The organism is Microcoleus sp. CAWBG27 (genome assembly GCF_020883145.1).
Lineage (GTDB): Bacteria > Cyanobacteriota > Cyanobacteriia > Cyanobacteriales > Microcoleaceae > Microcoleus.
In genome coordinates, this window is record NZ_JAHREU010000031.1 from 77,251 (window position 1) to 81,338 (window position 4,088).

The following is a 4,088-nucleotide window of genomic DNA, read 5'->3' on the forward strand; positions in this document are numbered from 1 at the left end:
CGCTTATATTCACCAAGAGCGCCCAAGCGCAACTACGTACCTAATTTTTGGATTGATATCTGGGTAGGGCCACAACATTTTTGTATCCTATATTTTAGGGTTCTTCGCTTATATTCACCAAGAGCGCTGAAGCGCAACTACGTACCTAATTTTTGGATTGCTATCTGGGGTAGGAATACAACATTTTTGTGTCCTATATTTTAGGGTTCTTCGCTTATATTCACCAAGAGCGCTGAAGCGCAACTACGTACCTAATTTTTGGATTGATATCTGGGGTAGGAATACAACATTTTTGTGTCCTATATTTTAGCGCTATACGCTTATATTCACCAAGAGCGCTGAAGCGCAACTACGTACCTAATTTTTGGATTGCTATATGGGGTAGGAATACAACATTTTTGTGTCCTATATTTTAGGGTTCTTCGCTTATATTCACCAAGAGCGCCCAAGCGCAACTACGTACCTAATTTTTGGATTGCTATCTGGGTAGGGCTACAACATTTTTGTATCCTATATTTTAGGGTTCTTCGCTTATATTCACCAAGAGCGCTGAAGCGCAACTACGTACCTAATTTTTGGATTGATATCTGGGTAGGGGCACAACATTGTTGTGTCCTATATTTTAGCGCTCTTGGCTTATATTCACCAAGAGCGCCCAAGCGCAACTACGTACCTAATTACAGATACAATTTAATTAATCTGGATCGTCCAGTCCAGGCCGGGGCATAGATTCTAATTTTTTCTCATCTTCTAGCGGCAAAAAGAAAATCGTCAGCATACCGGGAATCACAGCGAGTGAACTAAACAAGAAATAATTTTGATAGCCCAATGCAGTCTGTAAGTAGCCACTAAAAACACCCGGAATTAAGACTCCTGCCGCCATAAAAGCCGTGGTAATTGCATAGTGAGATGCTTCGTATTCAGGGCGGACAGTCCGCATTAAGAACACTGTATAGGCAGCCACACCAAGCCCGTAAGTAAATTGCTCGATCGAATTTACAGCATAGGCCCATTCAATCCCCGGTTGATGGATTGCCAACATCCAATACAACACGTTAGTTGAATTCTGCATAATCGCCGTCGGCCACATCCATTTTTTAAGTCCTTGTTTCGCAATCAAATAGCCGCCGAGCAACCCTCCGACCAACAGAAACATTACTCCTAAAGTACCGGATAACAAGCCCATGTCCGACGTAGAAACCGCTAATCCTCCCTTCTCAACTTTATCCATTAAAAATGGAGGAGCCATTTTAAAAGTCAGGGCATCTCCCAATCGAAAAATCAAGACATAAGCCACAATCCAACCAATTTTATCTTGCTGAAAATAGGTTCTAAATGCCTCGAAAAAGCTGGTTGTTTGTTGGGGTGCGCCTGTTTCCGCAGCATAATTTCTCGGATAGGGAAGATACCACCGCTGAAACAGATAAATCAGCACAAAAATCAGCGCGCAAATGCCAAAGGCTGTCGCCCATCCGTAGTTAACCGGAGACACGTTATAAGACGAACCGAAAAGTGACAGTGGAATTTCCTGATATGTTTTAGTATCGCCTGCATTTACCGGGATTAAATGCTGTTCTGCTAGTTTACCTGCTAAGAAAACCAAGACACCGCTACCGACAATCACGGCACCTCTATAAGCCGTGTTGCGAACACCGACAAATAGTGCTTGTTTGTCTTTATTGAGAGTGTTTAAATAAAATCCGTCAATGGCGATGTCGTGAGTAGCTGAAACAAAGGCGATCGCTGTAAAGACAACTAGCGATATAATAACAGCCAAAGGCGTCAACACACCAAAAGCTAGGAAAGCAAACAGAAAAGCACAAATAATTTCCGTTGTTAAAATCCACTTGCGTTTAGTTGAATACAAATCAACAACCGGGCCCCACAAACCTTTTAATACCCAGGGAAAAGATAACAGACTTGTCAATCCGATTAGTTCGTTGCTGGTTCCCATCCCTTTTAAAAAAATCACCGACATTATATTAACGACGGTGTACGGGAGACCCTGGGCGAAGTACAATACTGATACCCACAATCCATCGATCGGTTTTTTTTCCATTGCAGACATATTTTGCCTAACTACTGATTTTGTTTACTGAGTGCGATCGACAATTTCCGGTCAATTCAACCGCTGGTATCACAGCATATATTGTGCTGATGCCAGCCGCAGCCATACAAACAGCGTATTTTAGCATCATTCTGGCTCACAAATATTTTCATCTTTTGAATAAGCCTGCAACAGATGTTGTCCGTTAAAATGAATCAGGTGAGTAGGCTCTTCTGCTACCCAGACATCTGTTTCCCAGGAAATATCAGATAAATATTCCGCCATTGCTTTGCGGCTGAGGAAAGCTGTCACCATCACCAAAGGTACTGTCGAACTTATAAAAAGATTCTCAAGCTCAGTTTTGCGTTTTGGATTAATCGGCCCGTGTGAAGTAACTGCTTCAATCAACACCAACCAATTCTTTTCAGTGAAGTGAATAATTACATCTGGCATCTTACCATGAGCATCAATTGTAACGCCTAGTACCGCGAGCGATGCTTCGTTGAAATGAGCAAACTTTTCATCTGTATCTCCGACATAAATCAGCTTGCCAGCAGGAGTAAAGCAAGAAGCAAACTCAGTCACAATCTTTGATATTAAGAAGTTTTTGGGATTATTCACCGCACGTTATGTATGGTAAGGATTCACAACAATCAAACCTGTATTAACCAACTGATACTTTAACTATTATTTAGTAACCTCACTAAAAACTACCAGCATTAATTATGTTGCAAGGCGATCGTTACCCATTTCAGTAAAGTTCCATTCACTTATTTGAATATTTATATCTCTCTTGATAAATTTCAGCGCTTCTTTTAATGAATCATACATTATTTCATAAGGTGGATCGCTGGAATATTCATAACTAATAAAGCAAACTGAGACATTTGGATAACCAATGATTGCGATCGTTGACGGCACATATCTGTGCAAACTATCTTCGGGATTTCCTTGATGAATTAAGACTTTACCAGTTAGTTGATGTTTGCTACTTGGTTGTATGCTGGCAAGAAGACACGGCTGGAGGCTGCGGAATTCGTCAAGCATCTCTAAGAAAGTTGAAAAAGCGACAGATTGACCGAGCTGGTCTTCCATGAACTCCCAAGGCAGGCTGCTTGGCTTGCCAAAAAGTCGATACGTTATCCAGTGAACAAAGTGCGAATACGGAGGTGTTCCTTCGTCAAGTTCAACTCCATTATAAAAACAAGCAAATTTATAGCCAGTCACAAGCGCCATCAGTGCAGTCAGGGTTATGCCATTATTGCCTAAATACATTTTTGGCCTGGTACGCACCAGGTCAAATAAATCATAAATTGTTTTAATTAGTGGCTGTTCGATCGCAGTCATATCAATGCGCTAGCTGGTTCTTTTTTACTTATTGTAGCAAAGTTTCGCCTGTTCAGTTTATTTTTGCTAAAATTAGTAGAAACAATATGCTATCATGGTAGCAGTTTACTCTTTTCCACTAACAGCAAAGGAGAGCCATGAGTCAAGAAAATTTTACATTTCTACTTGACAGCGATAAAAAAGAGGCGCTGAGGGCGATCGCCAATGTCACGGATCGCGATTTAACCTATGTTTTGAATGAAGCGATCGCTTCTTATCTTGAAATCTATCAATGGCTGCTTGATGAAATTAACAAAGGCGTTGCCGAGGCCGAAGCTGGAGATTTTGCCAGCGATGATGAAGTCCAAGCAATTTTTGCCAAGTTGACAAATGAAAATTAAGTGGCTGCGACAAGCTTTGCGAAATCTAGAACAAGCTCACGGATATATTGTCAAAGACGATCCAGAGGCAGCAAGGCAATTAATTTTAAGGATTCAGAGTGCTGTAAGTCAACTCGCAGAGTTTCCTTTTATGGGCAGAGTTGGTCGCGTAGAAGCTACTAGAGAACTTGTTATTTCCAATACATCTTATAGCCTTTCTCAGAAAGATGAGGTACAATGTTACTGACACTTACTCATGATGATTAAACAGAGAAGACACGATCTAATTAACTACAGTTACATGGTTCAGTAAACCAGGCGAAAGCGATAGAACA

Annotated in this window: 5 protein-coding genes; 2 read left to right on the forward strand and 3 right to left on the reverse strand. The window is 41.1% G+C overall.

The window, feature by feature from the left end; genetic code table 11:
- Window positions 1–694 precede the first annotated feature (694 nt).
- The 3 genes from QZ938_RS18135 to QZ938_RS18145 all read right to left on the reverse strand — a co-directional run bounded on the left by QZ938_RS18135 (window position 695) and on the right by QZ938_RS18145 (window position 3,394).
- Window positions 695–2,068 (reverse strand): MFS transporter, encoded by a 1,374-nt coding sequence (locus QZ938_RS18135; RefSeq protein WP_293352579.1) that lies wholly within the window; start codon window positions 2,066–2,068, stop codon window positions 695–697.
- A gap of 126 nt (window positions 2,069–2,194) precedes the next feature.
- Window positions 2,195–2,668 (reverse strand): BsuBI/PstI family type II restriction endonuclease, encoded by a 474-nt coding sequence (locus QZ938_RS18140; RefSeq protein ID WP_293352581.1) that lies wholly within the window; start codon window positions 2,666–2,668, stop codon window positions 2,195–2,197.
- A 102-nt stretch (window positions 2,669–2,770) separates the two neighbouring features.
- The gene (locus QZ938_RS18145) at window positions 2,771–3,394 is read right to left on the reverse strand and encodes a hypothetical protein (protein WP_293150867.1); all 624 of its coding nucleotides are present in this window, start codon (window positions 3,392–3,394) and stop codon (window positions 2,771–2,773) included.
- A gap of 137 nt (window positions 3,395–3,531) precedes the next feature.
- Here QZ938_RS18145 and QZ938_RS18150 point away from each other — a divergent pair, with 137 nt between their 5' ends.
- On the forward strand, window positions 3,532–3,774 hold the full coding sequence (locus tag QZ938_RS18150; protein WP_293150865.1) for a CopG family transcriptional regulator: 243 nt from the start codon (window positions 3,532–3,534) through the stop codon (window positions 3,772–3,774).
- Window positions 3,764–4,000: a type II toxin-antitoxin system RelE/ParE family toxin gene (locus QZ938_RS18155; RefSeq protein WP_293352583.1), complete on the forward strand. Its 237-nt coding sequence runs from the start codon at window positions 3,764–3,766 to the stop codon at window positions 3,998–4,000. The genes QZ938_RS18150 and QZ938_RS18155 overlap by 11 nt, the downstream gene beginning before the upstream one ends.
- The last annotated feature ends 88 nt before the right edge of the window (window positions 4,001–4,088 follow it).